General features: G+C 57.2%; 13 protein-coding genes. 1 reads left to right on the forward strand and 12 read right to left on the reverse strand.

Annotated elements, in window-relative coordinates:
- Positions 1 to 3: 3 nt before the first annotated feature.
- The 6 genes from LBW89_RS10440 to LBW89_RS10465 all read right to left on the reverse strand — a co-directional run bounded on the left by LBW89_RS10440 (position 4) and on the right by LBW89_RS10465 (position 11120).
- Positions 4 to 699, reverse strand: coding sequence for an ABC transporter ATP-binding protein (locus LBW89_RS10440; RefSeq protein WP_148453478.1), 696 nt, complete (start codon positions 697 to 699; stop codon positions 4 to 6).
- A gap of 102 nt (positions 700 to 801) precedes the next feature.
- Entirely contained in the window at positions 802 to 1782 is a 981-nt protein-coding gene (locus LBW89_RS10445) for a sensor histidine kinase (protein ID WP_225039128.1), read from the reverse strand.
- Between the two features lie 65 nt (positions 1783 to 1847).
- Complete coding sequence (locus tag LBW89_RS10450) at positions 1848 to 2534, reverse strand: response regulator transcription factor (RefSeq protein WP_148453484.1); 687 nt, start codon at positions 2532 to 2534, stop codon at positions 1848 to 1850.
- Positions 2535 to 2676: 142 nt separating this feature from the next.
- Positions 2677 to 7149, reverse strand: coding sequence for a tail fiber protein (locus LBW89_RS10455; protein WP_148453486.1), 4473 nt, complete (start codon positions 7147 to 7149; stop codon positions 2677 to 2679).
- 193 nt (positions 7150 to 7342) lie between these two features.
- Positions 7343 to 8512, reverse strand: a complete 1170-nt coding sequence (locus LBW89_RS10460) for a hypothetical protein (RefSeq protein ID WP_148453488.1) — start codon at positions 8510 to 8512, stop codon at positions 7343 to 7345.
- Positions 8505 to 11120, reverse strand: coding sequence for a DUF2339 domain-containing protein (locus tag LBW89_RS10465; RefSeq protein WP_148453490.1), 2616 nt, complete (start codon positions 11118 to 11120; stop codon positions 8505 to 8507). The genes LBW89_RS10460 and LBW89_RS10465 overlap by 8 nt, the downstream gene beginning before the upstream one ends.
- A gap of 282 nt (positions 11121 to 11402) precedes the next feature.
- Here LBW89_RS10465 and LBW89_RS10470 point away from each other — a divergent pair, with 282 nt between their 5' ends.
- Positions 11403 to 12002, forward strand: a complete 600-nt coding sequence (locus tag LBW89_RS10470) for a YkoP family protein (RefSeq protein ID WP_148453492.1) — start codon at positions 11403 to 11405, stop codon at positions 12000 to 12002.
- Between the two features lie 45 nt (positions 12003 to 12047).
- Here LBW89_RS10470 and LBW89_RS10475 read toward each other — a convergent pair whose 3' ends face one another.
- The 6 genes from LBW89_RS10475 to LBW89_RS10500 form a co-directional block, all read right to left on the reverse strand.
- Entirely contained in the window at positions 12048 to 13256 is a 1209-nt protein-coding gene (locus LBW89_RS10475; protein WP_148453494.1) for a sn-glycerol-1-phosphate dehydrogenase, read from the reverse strand.
- Positions 13257 to 13309: 53 nt separating this feature from the next.
- A complete protein-coding gene (locus LBW89_RS10480; RefSeq protein WP_225039129.1) occupies positions 13310 to 14095 on the reverse strand; it encodes a glycerophosphodiester phosphodiesterase family protein in 786 nt (261 codons plus the stop codon).
- A gap of 36 nt (positions 14096 to 14131) precedes the next feature.
- On the reverse strand, positions 14132 to 15469 hold the full coding sequence (locus tag LBW89_RS10485; protein WP_148453496.1) for an ABC transporter substrate-binding protein: 1338 nt from the start codon (positions 15467 to 15469) through the stop codon (positions 14132 to 14134).
- A gap of 54 nt (positions 15470 to 15523) precedes the next feature.
- Positions 15524 to 16264 (reverse strand): carbohydrate ABC transporter permease, encoded by a 741-nt coding sequence (locus tag LBW89_RS10490; protein WP_148454517.1) that lies wholly within the window; start codon positions 16262 to 16264, stop codon positions 15524 to 15526.
- A gap of 147 nt (positions 16265 to 16411) precedes the next feature.
- Positions 16412 to 17290, reverse strand: a complete 879-nt coding sequence (locus tag LBW89_RS10495) for a carbohydrate ABC transporter permease (RefSeq protein ID WP_148453498.1) — start codon at positions 17288 to 17290, stop codon at positions 16412 to 16414.
- Positions 17287 to 18342, reverse strand: a complete 1056-nt coding sequence (locus LBW89_RS10500; protein WP_148453500.1) for an ABC transporter ATP-binding protein — start codon at positions 18340 to 18342, stop codon at positions 17287 to 17289. The genes LBW89_RS10495 and LBW89_RS10500 overlap by 4 nt, the downstream gene beginning before the upstream one ends.
- Between the last annotated feature and the right edge of the window lie 331 nt (positions 18343 to 18673).

Below are 18673 nucleotides of genomic sequence, written 5' to 3' on the forward strand. Positions count from 1 at the left end.
CCCCTACACCCCCCGCTTGCCGGAGGTCTCGGGACGCATCGCAATCTTTCCGTCCTCAATCCGGATGATCCGGTCCGCCGTCTGGGCGATATCCTCGTTATGGGTGATCATCACGATCGTCTGGCCGAACTGCTCGCTCACCTGCTTCAGCAGGATCATCACTTCCTGGCTCGTTTTGCTGTCCAAGTTCCCCGTCGGCTCGTCCGCCAGCACGAGGGACGGCTTCGTCGCCAGCGCCCGAGCGATCGCCACCCGCTGCTGCTGTCCGCCCGACAAACGGGACGGCAGTTGGTGTACCTTGTCCTTCAAGCCGAGCGCCCTGATGATCCGTTCCACATAGTCCTTGTCGACCCGCGTGCCGTCCAGCTCGATCGGGAGCACGATATTCTCATAAACGTTAAGGATGGGAATAAGGTTGTAATGTTGAAACACAAATCCGATCGAACGCCGCCGGAAAATGGTCAGCGCTTCGTCGTTCATGGCAAAAATATCGTTTCCGCCGACGAACACTTTGCCCGATGTGGCCCGGTCCAACCCTCCCATCATGTGCAGCAGCGTGCTTTTTCCGCTTCCGCTTGTGCCGACGATCGCCACGAACTCGCCTCGTTCCACCGTCAGCGAAATCCCGTCGAGCGCTTTGACGACGGGTTCGGTTTGGCCATAGTATTTTTTCAAATGATCAATTTGCAGAATCGGCATACTCTTTCTCTCCTTCAGTTACCGGCAGTTTTGTTGGATCAAATTCAATCTAGCAAACCAAACTGACATCCGGGTGACTGAAAAATAACGGAATGGACATATTCATCTCCCGCATTCCACCGGCAAAAAAACAGAGAATACCGATCCCTCTCCAGGGACGGAGGATACTTTGATATAGCCGCCCTGGGCCGTCAAAATTTGGCGGGTCACGTATAACCCAAGGCCGACGCCCTCATACCGGGCCGTACGGGGACTGCGATAAAACCGCCGGAAGACGGCGGCCCATTCGCTCTCCTCAATCCCGATCCCCGTATCCGCGATATCGATCCGGACGAACATTTCGCCCGTCCGGGCCGTCATCGTAATGCTGCCGCCGGGGTCACTGTATTTGACCGCATTCTCCAGCAAATTGAACAGGGCCTCCGCCGTCCATTTCGGATCATGGCAGGCTGTCACGCCCGGTAAGCACTCCACCTCAATGCCGATCCCCTTTTCTTCCGCCTTCCCGTAAATTTGCGAGACGGAACGGGTTAAGGTGGGCATAAGAGGAGCCGACACGGCCTGAATGGCGATCATGCCGGTCTCCAGACGCGACAGGTTTACGAGGGAACGGATCAACCAATCGAGTTTGGCCGACTGCTCCTTGATACTGGCGACGTACTGACGCGCCTCATCCCTAAGCTCCGGAACCTCCTCCAGCAGCCCGCTGTACAAAATAATGTTGGAGAGCGGTGTTTTGGTCTGATGCGAAATATCCGAGATGAGCGCCTTCATGCTGTTTTGTTCCGCAGCCAGCTTCTGTTCCTGATTGCTCGACAACTCGATGTAGCGGAGAATCTTCTGCTCGAAGGAAGACAGGGGAGTATCGGTATATTCCATCCGGCGCGTTCCCCCGCTCAAGGCCCCGTCCATGATGGAATGAAGGGTGTCCATCTCGTCGGCCGCCTCCCGCTTAAGGGTTCGTACCAGCGCTCCCCCCAACATCAGCAGCAGAAGGGCAAACAAGACCGAAGCCCAACCCGCCCGCGGTTCAAACCCGGCAAAGTAAGCGACCGCTCCAATATACCCGACGATGAGAAGCACGAATGCCCCTGCATAAATCGAATAAATCCTACTCCGGCGGGGCGGTTTTGGGGGAAGGTGACGATTCATTCCCGCTCTCCCGCGTTCCAGGTGTAGCCGAGGCCGTAAACCGTTTTGATATGGACGGGGGCGGAGGGCTCGTCCTCGATTTTGGAACGCAGCCGTTTTACCGTCACCGTCAGCGCGTTCTCATCCACAAATTCGGCCTCCCGGTCCCAAACCCGTTCCATCAGCTGCTCCCGGGTCAGGACCTGGCCGGGATGCGAGACCAGAACCTTCAGCAGCTTCTGTTCCGTCTTGCTAAGGGACAGGCTGACGCCTTTCTTGCGGAATTCCATTCTGCCGAAATCGAGCATTAGGTCGCCGGCCGTCAACCGCTCTTCGTAGAACGGCCGGCTCCGGCGCAGTACCGCCATGACTCGGGAGCGCAGCACCATCAGGCTGAAAGGCTTGGTGATGTAATCGTCCCCGCCGAGCTCGAACCCCAGCACGATATCGCTCTCCATATCGTTGGCGGTTAAAAAGATGATCGGTACCTGCGAGGTCCGCCTGATTTTTTCGCAGAGATCAAGTCCGCTTCCGTCCGGCAAATTCACGTCCAGCAGGATCAAGTCGATCCCGCCCCGCGCCAACCGCTCCTCCGCCCCGGCCAGATCATAGGCCTGCTCCAGGACAAGCCCCTCCTGGGCGAGCGTCAGCGCGATGCCTTTATTCAAACTGATATCGTCTTCTACAATGAGCAATGTGGTCATGCGGCAACGCTACCTTTCTTCCGTACAATCTTCTCCACTAGTAAAACGTTTCCGCGGCCCGTGAAGTTTCATAACATAAAAAATCCCCCGGACCGAGCCGGCCAGCTTAATAGCTGTACCGCGCCAATCCGGGGGATTTCATTTATTTTGCGCCTTCGCCGCGCCCGATCAGACCGGCCTGGACCAGGAATCGCTCGATCAAGACCGCGGTCTCGGCCCGGGTCATGCTGTCTTGCGGCCGAAGCTTGCCGTCGCTGCCGCCCGCGAGCCCCCGCCGGACAGCGGCGGCTACCGCAGGCTTCGCCCAATCGCTGACGTCAGCCCGATCCGCAAAAGCAGCGAGCGGCGCATCGGCCGAACCTTCCGCGTTGCCGGTTCCGTCCGCTGCCTGAGCCGCCATTCCTGTGAGCTCCGCAGCCCGGCCGATCATGACCATCGCCTCTTCACGCGAAATCGTCCGCGACGGCCCGAATACGCCTCCTTCATAGCCCTTGATCAGGCCGTATTCGGTTGCCCGGCCTACGGCCCCGGCGAACCAGTCGGCGGCGGCGACGTCCTTGAACCCGGCGGCCTCGCCGCCCCGATCGTTCAAGCCCAGCGCCCGGATCAGCATCGCCGCGAACTCCGCGCGGGAAACGGTCCTGTCCGGCTGGAAATGCGCCGGGTCGGCACCGCGGACGATCAGTCTGGAAGCGAGGCCGTTCACCGCGGCACCGGCCCAATGATGCTCCATATCCGCGAAGGCGGCCGTTTTTCCGACCAGCGCGTAAGTGCTGTTCGTGAGACTATGGATGACGGCGAACTTGACGCCGTCGTGTTCTTCGATATAGAAAGGTACCGGATACACCGTACCGTTCGGCTCCACGACTACCGCACCAGTCACGCTGTCCGCTTTGACGCCTTCCGGCAGAGGAAGCTCCCTCCGCATGTAGAAGCCGAACCGCTCGACGGAGACGGTAGTCCCCGCCAAAGATGCCGTGACCGTAAAATTCACCGGGCTTCCCACCGGAGTGAACCCTTCCCGGTTAGCGGCGCTTTGCATGGCGACCTGCTCGATCGGACCGCCTTTCGCAATGAAGATTTTTACGTTCGATTCCCGTGCTCCCGCCTCCAAATCCGCCACGGCGGCGGGGAACCGGTAATGGCCTATAGGCGTGCGAACCCACAAAATCGCTTTGTTATCCGCCAAAGCAAGCAGGGTCCGGCCCTCCAACAGCACCTCTGCGGCCTCCGCCTCTTCAGGGGCGCTGATCTCGATGACCGCCTCCGGACCCGAACGGGCCAGAAGCTTCGCCAAGCTCTCGGAGTTCAGTTCGGCCGACCAAAGGGCTGTCCCTTCTTGTTGCAGCATAGTCGCTTTGCCGATCGGTTCTTGCCAAGCCAGCCCGTTGACCCGTACCTCCAGCTGTGCTTGCCGGGACGGTGCAGGAGCCGGAGTTCCCGGGTTTGCTCCGCCAGAGCCGCTCCCCGAGGATGAGCCGGAGCCGTTTGAACCGGAACCCGGATTCGGGTTAGGCTGCTGCGGGGCCTCTTTTTCCCGGGTGACGGTAATGTCGTAAGTCTTCGTTCCGCCGTCCTGCGCCTCAACGCGGATTTCTATAAAATTCACACCTATGTTTAAGCCCAAAGGCGGCGAGCTTTCTCCGGACGGTACAGACGCCCCCGCCACCGTGATCCGTGCAAGCGGGTCCGCCGCGACAGGCGTTATCGCCATATGCGTCAGACTGGACGGAACACGGACCGCGTAATGTGTAACGGCCGGATCGAAGCCGGGGGTCAGAATTCCGTCCGAAATCAAGAGACCGCTTAAATCCGCGCTGCCCTGCGGCTCCGGAGCCGTAGGCGTCGCTGCCGCCTCATTGGAGTAAGCGCTTGTTCCTCCCGCATTCCCCGCTTTTACCGCGAAATAATAGGTCGTTCCGCTGCTCAACCCCGTCGCAGTGTATACGGCGTCCGTTACAGTATGGACCGGGAGGGCCCCGTAATCCCCGGGTGCCGTTCCTTGATAAATCTCGTAATACGTGGCCCCCGTCACCGTACTCCAGTTCAGAGAAACCGTTCCGTTACCTGGAATCGCCGCCAAGTCCGTTGGAGCGGCCGGTGCCGCCACAGGTTCGCGTTCGGTGACAAAGTTCCAGCCTTGCGGCCCGGGCCCTCCCGCATATCCGTTATTCTCCGCGTCAACAAAAGCCCCCGGTTCGATCTCCACATCATAGGCCGTGTCATATTCGAGTGAGACGCTCCGGTCGATTCGGTATCGGTTCCCGCCGAGGTTTACCGCATCCTCCGTTGGAATCCGGTCCGCCAACGCGCCGTCGCTTTGCCGGGTCAGCCGAATGAATTTCCCAGCCACCGGGGTTACCGGTTCGTCAAAGCCGAACTCCAGCGCGGCGGTAACCGGAACATCCCGCGCGCCGCTTGCCGGTGACGACGAAACGAGCACCGGTCCGGCAACGTCGATCCATTTGGCGTAGAGCGTGATGCTCTGCGTCAGCAGGGTCGAGAAGTCGAACGGCGTCACGTACAGTCGATCCTCAAACCAGCCCGCAAAACGGAAGCCATCCCGGACCGGAGCGGCCGGAACGGCGGCGGCTTCCCGATAGTTAACCGTTTGGCTGGCTACAGGCGATCCGCCGCTGCTGTCGAAGGTAACGATCCGCGGATAATACAGGGTGAAATTCACCGTGGTCTTGTTTCCCGCCGCATCGGTCACCTCCAGCTTATGGACGCCCTCCGTTGCTACGGTTCCGCCGCTTGCGAACGGCTCCCCGTCCAAACGGCCATACCCTTCGTTGAACGTTATCGTAACGGCAGCGTTATACCTTTCGCCTTCGGCAGCACCGTTTACCTCAGGCGGAGTCTTGTCGATCGTGAATTGCAGTTTTGTGACATTGCCTGCGGCATCGGTTACGACAAGGGTGTGCACCCCTTCCCCGCTTACCACACCGCCGCTTGTAAAGGGACTCCCGTCCAATACCGCGAATCCCTCGTTAAACGTGATCGTTCGATCGGAATTGTAAATCCCCTGATCAACGGCACCGAACACGATCGGAGGAACCGAGTCGATCATGAAATTCACCGTAGACTTGTTCCCCGCCGCATCGGTTACCTCCAGCCGGTGCTGACCCTCACCGCTCACCGTCCCGCCATTCGGAAACGGAGCGCCATTCAACAGGGCCGTGCCTTCGTCAAAATGAATGGTGACGTTTGAATTATATGTCGCTCCTTCGGTAACCCCCGAAATCACCGGCGGCGTTTTGTCGATCGTAAACTGGACCGTTTTGACAAACATACCGGATATAGTGGACGTCACAACCAGCCGGTACGCTCCTTCCTCGCTTACCACGCTTCCGCTGGTGATAGCCCGGCCGTTCAACTGGCCGGTCCCGTTCTCAAACCGAATGATCACATCGCTTCGGTAATTCCCGCCGTCCGTGACCCCGCTGATGGTCGGCTCCAATTCCCCGACCGTCAGGGTGACGGTCGTTTTCGCGCTGCTTCCGTTATCGTTGCTGGCGATGTAGGTAAACGCATCCGTACCTGTATAGCTTACGGTCGGCCTGTAAGTAAAGGAGCCGTCCTTCTTGAACTGGATCGTTCCATGCGAAGGCGAATCCATGATTTTGGCCGTAACCGCATCCGCATCGTTGCTTAGGACTCCGTTTTGGCGATTAACGCCGAGCGTACTGTCCGGAGCGACGGCATACCCGTCCGGCTGAGGCACGGGGAGCTTAAACGCGCGAACCGGAGGGACACCCGTTCCGACCACATAATAGGTCAAAGCTTGCGGATTATTGCGCAGGTCCGGCAGCTTAAAATAATCCGCCCCCTCCCCGTATAACCCGTTCATTAAGCCCCGCAGGTCCTCATTTCCCGCATTCGGCACCGTACGGCCATCCGCTTCCGCCCACGGAGCTCCCGCCCAGCCCATCGGGAACGCCACAAGCTCCCCGGTAAAATAGTCGGTATCTTCGGCGGATGACGAAGTGGTTGAGGTAGCTATGTAATACGACAACGCTTGACGGCCCTGGTCGTCAACCAAGGGCGGAGCCTCTATGGCCGGAAGCTGGAAGAACCGCGGATCCACCCGTGGCCCGAACCGATTCCCAAGCATATCCGCCAGTTGGGGATACTCCGATACAATATGCGTTCCGCCATCGGCGGGCAGCCATCCGTGAAGATAGCGTCCCGGATAGAAGGGGAATATTCGGACTTCCCCCAGCTCCCGCTGCTCTCCGTGATCGGCATCCTCATAGTTCGGGTAAGCCCCTTGCACGGCCATATAGTAGCCCGTACCTTGAAGCGGTTCATACCCCCTCAGATCCGGCACGGCAAATGTGCGTGCGCCATCACCGCCAAATTTGTTCCCCAGTATGGAAAACAAGGCCGGATTCCCCGCAATCGGCAGCTCCTGGCCCGCGCAATAGATCCACCCGTTAACTCCCGTGTTATACGGGAACAGGCGAATTTCGCCTATAAACGGATAGGAAGCCGCAGCCTGCGCCCTCTGCTCAACAGGCCAAAAGCCTCCCAGTACAAACTGCACCGTTAAGAGGAAGGCAAGTAGGGACTTCCAGACGACCCCGCCCGGCCCCCGACTCTTGATTCGATTCATTGAAAAATCCCCCGATCCGACTAGTCGTTTATCCTAAAAATTTTAAAATCGAATAGTTCAAAACTATTATATTATTAAATGGGTCTATTGTAATTGAATATTTTACCTTTATTTACATCATGCAAAAAAGCCTGACCCAGAGGCTTTAACGTCCTCTGCATCAGGCTGCTTTGGCTTCAGCGAGACTTCGCTATCAGTCAAACAAATCGCTGCTTACTCTGCCGGTGGAGCGGTTCACCTCGAGCCAGTCGCTGGTAGCGGTATGCTCATCCTCTTCGCTGTTGCGGACGGCTTCATAGAAATGGACGGTTACCACGTTCTTATCCGCACTGTCCACCTCGATGATGAAGATCGATCCGATATCGTTCTGATCCCGCATGTTCTTGGTGTAACGGGTCGTCCCCTCCATACCGGTTGCGATATAGAACGCTTCTTTTTCGCTCAACTTGTAGTTCTCGTCGTCCCGGAATCCCGGTTCTCCAGCATCAAACTTCTTCATCTCCAGTTCAAGCAGCCGGTCGAAATACGTTTTGCGGAGCACCTGATAGATCAGGTCCTCATCCGCTCCCAAGGACTTCAGTCGTTCGCGGTTATCCGCCACCTGATAAGGGGCTGCTTCCCCCAGGTTCTTCAATTCGTCCGATGCCGTATCCAGTAGCGCCAAGTGCTCCTCACTGACCACTTCCTTATCTTCGGTCCCGTAAGAACGTATCAGAAGCAATTTCCGCGTATCGTCCAGCTCATAGAAAAACACCTCGCTATTCCCTCCCCGGTACGCGGCCTTCAGATCCACCAGATCGTACAGCCGGGTCAGGAACGGCGCGTCCGCACCGCTCGCACTCGACAAATAGTAAGTCCCCTTGGGTTCGGCATTCAAGCCGCCGTACTCTTTGCCCGGATAATCCAAGGTTAACGAGTTCTCCGTAAACTTCAAAGTAATATCCTTATACTCCGATTCAACCGGCTTATATAGCGACATCTCGGGATCCCAGACAAAATCGAATTCCAGCGATCCGCTATGGTGGCTGTAGCCTCTGACTACGGATACGCTCAAGTGATATCCGTCCCGTCTCTCCGGCAAAGCCTCGACTTTGGCCTCACCCATATTAGCCGGGCTGTAGCCGGCAATCAAATACCGGCCGGGCACAACGGGAGACGGCTCCGCCTTCACCCCGGCGTCGGTTCCCTCCACCTTCTGAACCGTACCGGACACAGGGACCGCGGCCCGGTTCGCAGCGGCCTCCCCCTTCGTTTCCTGAACTTGCGAGCATCCGGCCGCCAAAAGCACGGCCCCCGGAAGCAGCAACAAAACGAGCAAAGAGCGAATGCAACGCCCGTAGTTTGACTTGAAGCTCCTAACCACGATGAGTCTCCTCCCGTTCCTCCCACGGCTTCGCTTGTTCGGCTTCCTCCGCCGCCATTTTGTTCGATACCTTCTGGTAAATAAAGGATATTCCCAGCAAGGCCATGCCGAAGCTGAAATAAGCAGCGATTTTGCTGGCTGTCGTCATCAATTCCAGATCGAAGAGCAGCATTTTTCCGGTCGCCAGCAAAGTTAGTCCCAAACCGACACGCCGGATGTGCAAATACTTATAGCGGAACCCGTAGGCGATATAACCGATCGCCAGCAGCAAGTACACCAGACTGAACAGCCAGCCGATATCGCCCAAATGGAACTGGACGGCCAGGAAGGCTGTAATGATTCCAAGCAGATATACCCCCAGAATGATCGGATACCATTCCCGCTGCTTCGGATGGGGCTCCAGCAAGCCGGAGATCAGGTCGCGGCCGCTGAAGAACACCATGAGATTGAACACAATCAAAATCACAATGGAGATATAGTTTTGGGCCGAATTGTAATGAGACACCTCTTGCAGAGCCGGGACCGTCATCGTCAACGCGACGCATACCAGATATCCCATGCCGTAAAGGAACCGGACATAGGTTTTGACGAACCGATCCTGCAGGAAGGAAGCCTTGGAGAAACCATAGGCCAAGACGAGCGTCACCGCAGTGATCAGAAGCAATCTGTAAAACTCGTAGAGATCCGACCATACCGGCATAACATGATTGTAAATCCGGCCCGTCTCGTAAACCAGGTAAAGCCAGATATTCACTAACGCGGCGTATTTTATCGTACGGAGCATCGACCGATCCGCCGGGTTGTACCGCCGGGCATCCCCTTCATCCTGCAGACGGAAGGCATAAAATAACGTGTGCGCCAGAAGCCCCAGGGAAATAAATGTATATTTCCAGGCGAAATCCAGCGAATCGAAGCCGAACAGACTGATCATCGAGTCGATGAGGATAAAGGCGCCCGCACAAAGGCCGATAATTCCCCAGCCGATCCGTTCCAGCCCCTTGTAACGGTAAAGATGGCCGATGACCGACAGCAGCAGCCCCTCAACCAGCCAAGCCAGCGACATATAGCGAATGCCGAACTGGAACGGAACAACCAGCAGGGAAAACGTAAGTGAAGTCACATAGAACAACAGGCGCGTTTCCTTTTCCTGCGGCAGATATTTGCGCGACAACCGGGCAAGCCCCAGATTGGCGAGGCAAAAGAGCAGCGCCAGCCCGCCGCGCCAAGCGTCCCAGCCGGCAATCTCCAGCAGTTCGTACAAGATGCTGCAACTGATGACCATATTGAGGGCCAACAGGCTGAAATCCCACCAGGACAGCTTCGTTCCATACTTGAACGGCACGTAAAGCGTAATGCCGAGATACATGAGGAAAGCGATGATCGAATAGACCATGCACGCCGCCGTGTTGTCCGCTATGGCGATAAGAATCACCATGGTCGCCATGTGCAGGGCGAAGCTTATGTACTGAATCACGAGCCACCGCTTGCGGAAGGAAACCGCCAGAATCGAAGCGTTAAGCAAGAGCAAATAGCCCATCGCCGCATATACGGTGCTTTCTTGCAGACCAAACGCAATCATATAAGAATACAAAGGCAGGTACCCGCCCGCGAGCCCGAAGGCGCAAATCGTCCGGGAATCGTACCTCAGGGCCAAGAACACGGCCGCCGCGGTAACCAGCACGGAAAGGACCAGTCCCGTCGTCAAACCGATGATATCCAGCAAAAAATAACTGTAAAACACCGAGCCGTGCAGCACGGAAATCCCGCCCCCCAGCAAGCCGAGGGCAAACGTTTTTTGCTTGCGGCGGAACAGCCATTCCCCGCCGCCCAGCATCAAGAGACCGAGCAGGAAGAAGGACGCTCCCTTCGCGTACCCGTTGAACCAGTTTGAAAAAGAATATTGGAATGCAGCGCCCACACCGAACAGAATCAGCAGAATCCCCAGCTTGTTGATCCAGTTGAGGCCGATCTTCATCTCCAGCCGATCCCGCTTCTTCTCGGCCTGAGGCCCGGGCATCGGCGGAGCCGCCATGGCCGGGTTGTTAACGGCCGGTCCGGCTGCGAGCGACGGCTGCGAGGCATAAGCCTGCGCGGCTTGACCGAGGATCCGGCGCTCTGCCTCCAGCGCATGCTGCCGATGAGCCGCCATTCGGTGGCTGAGCTCCTCCTCAAACTGCGCCAGCTTCGCCGCGATGACCTGTTGATCCGCCTCCAGGTATTTTTCCGCCTGCTCATAGAACTGGCGGAGCCGCTCCTTTGCCCCCCGCTCGATCGCATCCAACCGGCTCTGATGCCCTTGATGCGCCGCGGAAAAATGCGCCTCGAGCCTCTGGTGCGACAATTTGCCGGGCGACGGCGGCGGAATTTCCCCCGGCTGCTGTCCGGACATCGCTGCCCGGAGCCCGCCGTTTTCCCGTTCAAGTTCATTCAGCCGGGTTTCCAATTCCTCTACCCGCCGCCGAAAATCGCCGTACTGCTGCCGCAGCGTTTCGTTTTCCCTGGCAATTTCGCCCAGGCTTTCGTACTCGGCCAGCAGCGTTTCATACTCCTGCGCCAGCCGGTGCTGCGCGTTCTTGATATCATTTAGCCGATCTCTAAAATCCTTCATTCCTTTCCTCCATGTACAGTGACTTCCAGAAGTTTCCGCTTGATAAAGCGGCAATCTCTCCTATTTTACAATAAGTTGATTCCCATCGGTCTTTCGCCCCCAAAAATGCTTCCAAAGTCCCTGGGTCCGGCCCGGACAATGCCGGGGTCCAGTTTCGAAACTGGACCTCGGTCTGGATGCGTTCACGACGTCCGCCGGGTTTCACGGGTTCGGCCAATCGTTATACTGAAAAGCGATCGTTCACTAAATTATGGAACTCTGGAAAGCGAGGTTGTCCTTCCGATGCAAGCGGCGGCTACTCCTTTTTTCAAAAGGTGGATTCAATATGTATGGATGGGCTGGGAGCGGGGGTTTGAACGGTGGAGCCGGGCGAGATCCCTGTATTCCGGAAATTACGGGATATGCAAAATGTTCGTGACCAAATACCGCGGTCCGGTGATCGACTGTCAGGACGGAACGCAAATCGTTTCGGGCGACTGGGTCGGCGAGCTTCATCTCGACAACCGGATCATTCTGAATATGCTGCGGAGCCAGAACGCCAATCAGGTCGCCCTGCGCGTGGCCCGGCTTCTCCGCTGCTCGATGCGGGAAATCTGCTCCGAAATAAAGACCCACCCCAAATTGGGGCAGGTCAAAGCGCTTCAAGGCATCACGCTGCTGCATAGAGGTATTACCCACGGCCTGGGTTTTGAAACCCATCCGCTGAAACAGGGGACGTTCCGCGCGCTCACCACCTCCTATCTCCGCCTGCTGCTCTCGGTCTTCCATCCGCGAAACCGGGGGCGGATCGCCCCGCATGCCGAGAAGCTGGTCCCCCTGCGGCTGGTCATGTCCCGCGAGGCCCTGCTGCGGCGGTTCTCCCCGGTGAGGCAAACGGGATAAGGCGGCGTCAATAAAGGTCGGGTACCTCCGCCAAGCGATCCCCTTTTAACGGGCCGTCGCCCGTTCATTATAAGCTTTGAGCAGCGTAAAGCGCCCGGGCCGGACCCGGTGCGCCTCCCGCAGGCTGCGCGCCAGCAATTCGGAGGAGACGCCGAGCTCCGCTATCGAAACCGGCCCGCCGGCCGCGGCCAGGAGCTCCGTCAATTGCTCCGGCTCGGGAATCCGCCCGAGTTCCCGGCAGATCTCCTCCCAGCGCGCGGCGATGGTTTGCCCGGCATCCTTTTCGGGATTCATGAAACCATCCCGAAGCATCCAGGGAGCCGGCCCCTCATGGGCGATGCGGCGGTACAGCTGCGAAATCTCCATGCAGGCCACGCCGACTTTGGCCCCATGAAGGAGCTGGCGCTTGCCGAGCCGCAGGTACTCCATCTCCCAATAATGGGAGAGATGGTGTTCCGCCCCCGAGGCCGGATGCGACTGCCCGAAGAGCAGCATCGCCAGGCCGGACTCGACCAGCGCGCTCATCAGCGTACGGATGCCGTCTTCTTGGCGCGCGGCGATCGATTCCGCCGCCCGCACGCAGCTTTCGAGCGCAGCCCGCGTCATTTCGGCCGATTTCTCCAAGTAGAGCCCGCCCGTTACGACCGCTTCAAATTTCCAGTCGAACAAAGAGGTGTATTTGCCCAACATATCGCCGAAACCGGCCGCAACCAGGCGCGAAGGCGCCTGCACCAAAATGTCCAGATCCGCGAAAATCGCCAGCGGGCCGATCGCCAGAATCGTCTTTTTTTCGCCGCGTACAATAATGGGGGCCCCTTTGGAGTTAAACCCGTCCACGGAGGGGGCCGTAGGTATTGAAATAAAGGGGATTCCCGCCGTGTAGGCCGAATATCGGCAAATATCATGAAGCGTGCCGCCCCCGACCGCCAGTACCACCTCCGCGCCATGATTCTGAATATCCAGAATCAGTTGGATGATCGACGCCTCGTCCGCAATGACATCCCCTTCCGCATCCGGCAGGATGATCGTCGTATGCACCCGAATCCCTGTCCGGGATACCGCTGCCTCCAATCCCCGCCCCGCCGCTTCATAGGTTGTGCGGTCCACCACCAGCGAGGCGCGCTCGAAGCCTTTCTCCTCCAGGTAGAGGGGCAGCTTCGCGATCGCCCCCGTTTCGGTGCAAATCCGGTCGATTTCGGCGGCCGGCTGTGAGCCCGCCTGTTCTACCGGCCCTTGATATCCATTCTTCATCATCTAGTCCCTTCTTCTGTCGTAAGCTCATGGTTTCCGGTATTCCCCGTTTCGGATTAAGCCTTCACCGGGTTTACCGGCATCCCATGGTTCGTGCGCAGAGCCAATGCGGGCAGCGGCTCATTGCAGGTCATCCCCGTCACCCCGCACTCCAGGCTGTAGCGGACCTGCTGCTCGTCATCCGGGCAGTAACTCCAGACCAGAATCCCCCGGTCTTGGAACTCGCGAACCCGCTCGGGCGTCAGCAGCTTCATTTCCAGGCCGACGGCCCACATCTTCGAATAGGTCCCGTCCTCCCCGGGGACGAAGCCGCTCATCAGCTCACCGGGGAAGCCCTGCGTCTTAAACCCGTACTCGTCGCGGATATAGGTCAATACCGCTGCGTCAAAGCAGGTGAATACGCAGCGCTCCAGATAGCCGTAGCGATCGAGCAACCGGATGGCCAGGTCGGCCGTTCTTGCCGCGTTTTGTGCCGGTTTGATCTCCACGTTCAGCAGCATCTCCGGGTAAGCTTGCAGCAGGTCGCACAATTCCTCGAGCGTAGGAATCCGCAGCCCGGCAAACTCCGGACCCATCCACCCGCCGGCATCCAGCCGCTTCAATTCATCGCGGGTGAGCTCGGCTACCGGACCGGTGCCGTCGGTCGTCCGGTCGACCGTCGCATCATGGATCACCATCACCGTCCCGTCCTTGGACAGCCGCAGATCGAATTCGATCATGTCAACGCCCCGATCCATCGCTTCCTTGAACGCCAGCAGCGTATTTTCCGGGTAAGCCGCCTTATACCCCCGGTGTCCCGCGATCATAAACGCGCCTTCGGTTCGCCATTGTTCCATGTTCATCCTTACGACTCCTCTCATGTGGCGCCGAATTCCCGCTTACTCGGCGAGAATCCGTTCGGCTTCTTTTTTAAACGTGTCCAGTGTCGCGGCGATGTCCTTACTGTCATACATGATCGCTTCAATCGCGGAAAAGAATTCGTGCATCACTTCCGGCCAGGCCACGTCCATATTCGTATCCACGGCGTATTGCAGCTGGTCGTAGGCTACCTTGCGGTTGGGTTCCTTGGCCCATAGCTCCTTCATTTCGGCGGATTCCACCATTTGCTTGGTGAACGGAAGGTACCCGGATTGCAAAATGAATTGCAGCCCTCCCTGCGGATCCGTCTCCATCCAGCGGATGAATTCCCAAGCGGCTTCCTTGTTCTTCGAACCGGCCAGCATCGCCACATTGGCCCCGCCGGTCGGATTGGCGAATTGATCGTTTTTCGGCAGGAAGGCCGTAACGTAGTCAAAATCCACCGAGCTGCTCAAGCCGCCGATCGATCCCGTCGATTGGAACATCATGCCCACTTTTCCTTCCACGAACATCGAGTTTACGATATTGCCGGAATCCTGTGCGGGCGGATAATAAAGCGCCCCGGTACCTTGCAGCTCCTTCAAATAACCGAACACTTCCTGCCCTACGCCGTTATCGACAAACCCGACGGAGGTACTCTCTTCATTAAAAAAACGGCCGCCGGATTGCGAGATCATGGCGATCGGATACCAGGTGTCGTAAGGCATCGTTAAGCCATAGCGTTTGTACTCGTTACCTTCCTTGACAACCAGGGCGTTCGCCGCGTTTTTCAACTCTTCCCAGGTTGTCGGAACCTTCAGTCCTTGCTCGTCCAGCAGTGTTTTGTTCACATGCAGGATCGGAGTGGAGCGGTTTAAAGGAAGCGAGACCAACTGATCGTTGAAATAGGAATGTCCCATCAGACCGGCGGTAAAGTCGTCCGCGCTTATCCCGGATCCCTTCAGATAGGGCGCCAGGTCCTCCAGCACTTCCGAGTCCGCGAACATCTGCACATAAGCCCGCTCCAGCATCGTCACATCCGGAGCCGTGTCGGAAGCCACGGCCTGCTGCAGCTTCGTTACGGTTTCGTCATAACCGCCCTGGTAGGTGCCGACGACTTCAATGTCGTTATGGGACTCGTTGAACCGCTGGATCAGCGCGTCCATATACTCGCCGTTCTTGCCGCCGAGCGAATGCCAAAACTGCACGGTCGTCTTCCCTCCGGACGCCGCCGCATCCGCCGTACCCGCCGAGTTCGCGGAAGCCGGATCGCCTTTGGCGCCGCTTCCGGCGTTTCCGCCGCCGCTGCCTCCTCCGCAGCCCGCCAGCAGCCCCAGCACCAGCGTTAACGTAAGCAGCAGTACTCCCTTGTTTTTCATTCCGATTTCCCTCCAGTGTATAGTTTTGGTTTGTATTTTGAGGGGATTAATAAACTACTTAATCCCCGAGTACACAAAAGCCTTGACGATCTGCTTGGAACAGAACAGATAGACGATCAGAATCGGAATGACCAGTACGACATTGCCGGCCATAATGATGTGCCAGTTGCTGATGCCTTCCGTTTCGCGCAGCATGGAAATGCCCAGGGTCAACGGACGAATCGAGGCCGAGTTGGTCATCACGAGCGGCCAAAAATATTCGTTCCAATGGCTGACGAAGCTGAACAGGGCGATCGTCGCCAGCGCCGGCTTGGCCATCGGGATCATAATTTTCCGCACGAGCTTCCACTCCCCGGCGTTATCCAGGCGGGCCGCCTCGATAATCTCCTCGGGGATCTGCATGAAATACTGGCGCAGCAGGAAGATTCCGAAGGCGTTCGACATAAACGGGATGATTTGCGGCCACAGCGTATGAATCAGGTCCATATCCGCCATCATCAGGTAGACCGGGATGAACGTAATCTGTCCAGGGATCATGAAGGCGAGCAGCACCAGGCCGAACAGAACGTTTTTCAGCGCAAACCGGTATTTGGCAAAGGCGTACGCCGCCGGGATCATCACGGCAAACTGGATCACGATAATCGATACGGTAATGATCAGGGAATTTTTGGCATAGGTGAGAAACGGGCCGGCCCGCATCGCTTCGGCAAAATTGCCCCATTGCGGTACGGCGGGAATCCAGGTCGGCGGGAATGCCAGCGTCTCCCGGAACGTCTGCAGCGACGTTGAAATCATCCACAAAAACGGAAAGATAAATACCGCAAGGATGACGATTTTAAAGGCTATGCCGACCGCTGATTTTAACCAGTTGAAATAGGAAGAATCCAATGTGTTCACGGTTGATCTCCTTCTCTTCTCAGCATTAAAATTGGGCAGTCCGGATTATTGGTAATGCACCTTACGGGCCAGCAGCCGGAAGTAAACGAACGTCAGGAGGCCGATGATCAGCATGAGCACGACGCTCGTGGCCGCCGAATAGCCGATATTGGTCGTCCGGAACCCGTAGATGTAATAGACCAAAGTATCCGTGGCTCCGTTAGGCCCCCCGCCGGTCATGATTTTCACGGTATCGAACACCTTAAAAGACCCGATCGTCATGATAATCAGAATGAAGAACAACTGCGGCGAAATCAGCGGCAGGGTGATCTTCGTGAACACTTTAAACCTGCTGGCATTGTCCAAAGCCGCCGCTTCGTAGATGCTCGGCGAGATGCTTTGCAGCGCGGCGACGATGATGAGCGCGTAATAGCCGATGCTCTGCCAAACCGAAACAATGATGACGGAGATCATCGCCGTTTTGGAGCTCTGCAGCCAGTCGGAGGCCGGGATGCCGAGCGATCTCAGCACAAAATTAAGCACGCCCTGGTCCGGCTCCATCAGCCACATCCAAACGAATGCCACGGACACGATCGATACGATATGGGGCGTAAAAATCCCGGCTTGAACCACCGCGTTAAACCGGGTTTTCTTGTTCAGCCAGACCGCGATCAACAGCGACAGAAGCATCGTCAGCACCACTACGCCCAAGGTGTAAACGGCCGTATTGCCCAGCGCTTTATAGAAATCCCCGCGGGTCAAAAGCTGGGTGAAGTTGTCCCAACCGATGAATTTGCTCTTGGCCTTGTTCATCAGGTTGTATTTATGAAAGCTCAGGTAAACGAGATAGATGACCGGGTAGACGACAAACATGCCGATGCCCGCCATGGCCGGCGCAATCAGGACGTAAGGACGAAGGGCTTCCCAGATCGGCTTTCTGTTCATGGCCGCCTCCGCAGCAATTCCAGGTAACCGGCCGCTCGGGGATCACTAGACTCAAGCCGACGCTCATCTCCCCCGAAAAAATGCAGTTTGGACGCGTCCACCCCCAGGAAGACTTCCTCATCGACGCGGTACAGATCCTCGGCGGACTTCACCATAAACGAATCCGAACCGGAACGGATCTGATAAATGGTTTCCGATCCAAGCATCTCCCGGGTAATAATCGTGCCGCGCGTCTGGTAGTGGAGGGCGGATTCGGGCGGGAGTTGCCGCGACAACACCGCATGTTCCGGCCGAAAGCCGAACCGGGCCCCCTCCGTGCCGAGTTCCCCGATGTTCATGGGCGGGACGCCGATAAACTGGGCGGTGAACAGGTTGTTCGGTTGATGATAGATCGCCTCGGGCGCGGCCTCCTGCTGAATCTCCCCTTTGTTCATCAGCACGATCGTATCCGCCATCGACATCGCCTCGACCTGATCGTGGGTAACGTAGACGAAGGTCGTTCCCAGCTTCTTGTGCAGTTCGATCAGTTCGATGCGCATCTGCACCCGCAGCTTCGCATCCAGGTTGGACAGCGGCTCGTCCATCAGAAAGACGGACGGCTTCTTGACCATGGCGCGGGCCAAGGCGACGCGCTGACGCTGGCCGCCGGACAAATCCGACGGTTTGCGGTCCAGATATTCGGCCAGCCCGACGGTTTCGCAAATACTTTCGATGAGGCGTTTCCGCTCGGCTTTGGGCACCTTGTTGTTCTTCAGGCCGAATTCGATATTTTCCCGGACCGACATCGTCGGGTAGATCGCATAGTTCTGAAACACCATCGCCACTCCGCGCTGGCCGGGAGGAATCCGCGAAACATCTTTTCCATCGATCAGGACCCGGCCCGACGTGTGGGGGCCGATCCCCGCGATCATGCGGAGCAGCGTCGTTTTGCCGCAGCCGGACGGCCCCACGAGCACCGTAAACTTGCCGTCCTCAATCGTCAGGTTCAGGTCGCGGATCACGGCCTGTTTATCAAACGTCTTCGATACGTCCACAAATTGTATGGATGCCAAGTTCCATCCCCCTCATTGATAACTTCATTCCAAATGCGCACAAAATGAACAATTATTGATCATTTTTGCTCATTTGCATTTAATTCGATTGTAATTCCGGTTCATTTGCGTAGTATTAGCCGGATATCAAGCGGATGTAATGATTTCCCGGGAAAACTTTGCCTGGAGAGCGGTCCATTTAACACCCGCTTGATGTTCTTCCTTTACTATAATGAAGGAGAATGTAAACGACTCGCCCTGGGACCGACTGGCGCAGAATGGACTTAACTCAAGCCCCCCATGAGCAGAATTGCGCAGGGATACGCATCTTGAATTTCTAATGCGCCATTCC

Source organism: Paenibacillus sp. alder61 (assembly GCF_020179875.1).
Taxonomy (GTDB): domain Bacteria; phylum Bacillota; class Bacilli; order Paenibacillales; family Paenibacillaceae; genus Fontibacillus; species Fontibacillus faecis.